This window comes from Streptomyces sp. NPDC127092, assembly GCF_042722475.1.
Classification (GTDB): Bacteria; Actinomycetota; Actinomycetes; order Streptomycetales; family Streptomycetaceae; genus Streptomyces.
This window is the reverse complement of sequence record NZ_JBHXFE010000207.1, coordinates 1-1,506: the sequence shown is the minus strand read 5'-3', so window position 1 is coordinate 1,506 and position 1,506 is coordinate 1. Positions and strand designations below refer to the sequence as shown.

Genomic DNA, 1,506 nt, shown 5'->3' with positions numbered 1-1,506 from the left:
CCGGCGCTCGAGGTGGTGGATCCGGCGTGGGCGGGCGAGGAGTTCGTGCCGCGCGTGGCGAAGCGGGGCGCGGAGATCATCGAGGTGCGCGGGGCGAGTTCGGCGGCGTCGGCGGCATCCGCGGCGATCGACCACATGCGCGACTGGACCCTCGGCACCGGTGCGGACGCGGACGGGGCGCCGCGCCGGACGTCGGCCGCGGTGGTCTCGGACGGCTCCTACGGGGTGCCGGAGGGGCTGATCAGCTCGTTCCCCGTGACGTCCGACGGCGGCACCGCGTGGCGGATCGTGCCGGGGCTGGAGCCGGACGAGTCCGTGCTGCCGGGTGAGGGCGGGCGGCTGGCCGCGACCGTCGCCGAGCTGGAGGCCGAGCGCGACGCCGTGCGAGGGCTGGGCCTGCTCTGAGGCGGCCGGGATCTTCTGCGTCTCTGACCCTTCTGGGGGCGTCCCCACCCGCCGGAAGGGTCAGATGCGCAACAGATTCGTGCGGGGACGGGCGGGCGTGGGATCAGTCCGCCAGCTCGGCCCGCGTGGGCGGGTCCGCCCCCGGGCGGGAGGCCGTGATCGCCGACGCGCGGGAGGCGTAGATCAGCACCGACTCGACGTCGGCCGGGTCCATCGCGTGCAGGCGGCCGCGGTTCGCGGCGCCGAGCAGGGAGCGGTCGTCGAGGGCGGCGAGCAGGGCGGCGGTGAACGAGTCGCCGGCACCCACGGTGTCCGCGACGTCCACGGGCACGATCGGGCGCTCCACCACGCCGTGCGCGGTGACGGCCACGATGTCCTCGGCGCCGCGGGTCATCACCACGAACGCCGGGCCCATCCGCTGCCACGCCTGCAGCGACTCGCGCAGCGGGCGGTCCGGGTACAGCCACGCGATGTCCTCGTCCGAGGCATGCACCACGTCCGCCAGCCGCACGGACTCCTCCGCGCGGGCGCGGGCGAACGCCCGGTCCGGCACGATCGTGGGCCGCACGTTGGGGTCGTAGCTGATGGTCGTCACCGCGGAGATCCGCTCGAGCAGGGCCATCACCTCGGCGTCGCCGGGGGCGAGCATGGTGGCGATGGAGCCGGCATGCATGTGGTGCAGCGGGCCGCCGGCGGCGTCGTCGAAGTCCCGGGCGAGCGCGGCGGCGGGCGGCAGCGTCCAGTCCAGCTCGAACTCATAGCTGGCGGCGCCCGTGGGGTCCAGACGCGCGGTGGCCACGGAGGTGGCGGCGGCATCCGGCTCGAGCAGGCAGCGCACGCCGTTCTCCCGCAGATGCGAGGCGATCATGTCCCCGTGCGCATCGCGGCCGAGGCGGCCGGCGAACAGGACGGGCCGCTCCAGCCGGCTCAGGCCCACGGCCACGTTCAGGGGGCTGCCCCCGACGTGCACGCGGGGGGTCGCGGTGTCCGAGACCACGACGTCGACGAGCGCCTCTCCGATCACACCACAGTACTGAGCCACGCGCCCCACGGTACCCTAATCACCGGCGCGGAACCGGGGCTGTGCGCAGGCTTCCAGGC

The 1,506-nt window shown here is 75.2% G+C and carries 1 protein-coding gene and 1 pseudogene; one reads left to right on the top strand and one right to left on the bottom strand.

Translation table 11 applies throughout. From position 1 onward, the window contains the following. Positions 1–405: pseudogene (locus ACFWJO_RS38925) on the top strand (malate dehydrogenase); the annotation flags it as partial. Positions 406–508: 103 nt separating this feature from the next. Here the strand turns inward: ACFWJO_RS38925 and ACFWJO_RS38920 are convergent. Next, positions 509–1,447 carry a carbohydrate kinase gene (locus ACFWJO_RS38920; protein ID WP_386872949.1) on the bottom strand — a complete coding sequence of 313 codons (939 nt, stop codon included), beginning with the start codon at positions 1,445–1,447 and terminating at the stop codon, positions 509–511. Positions 1,448–1,506 lie beyond the last annotated feature (59 nt).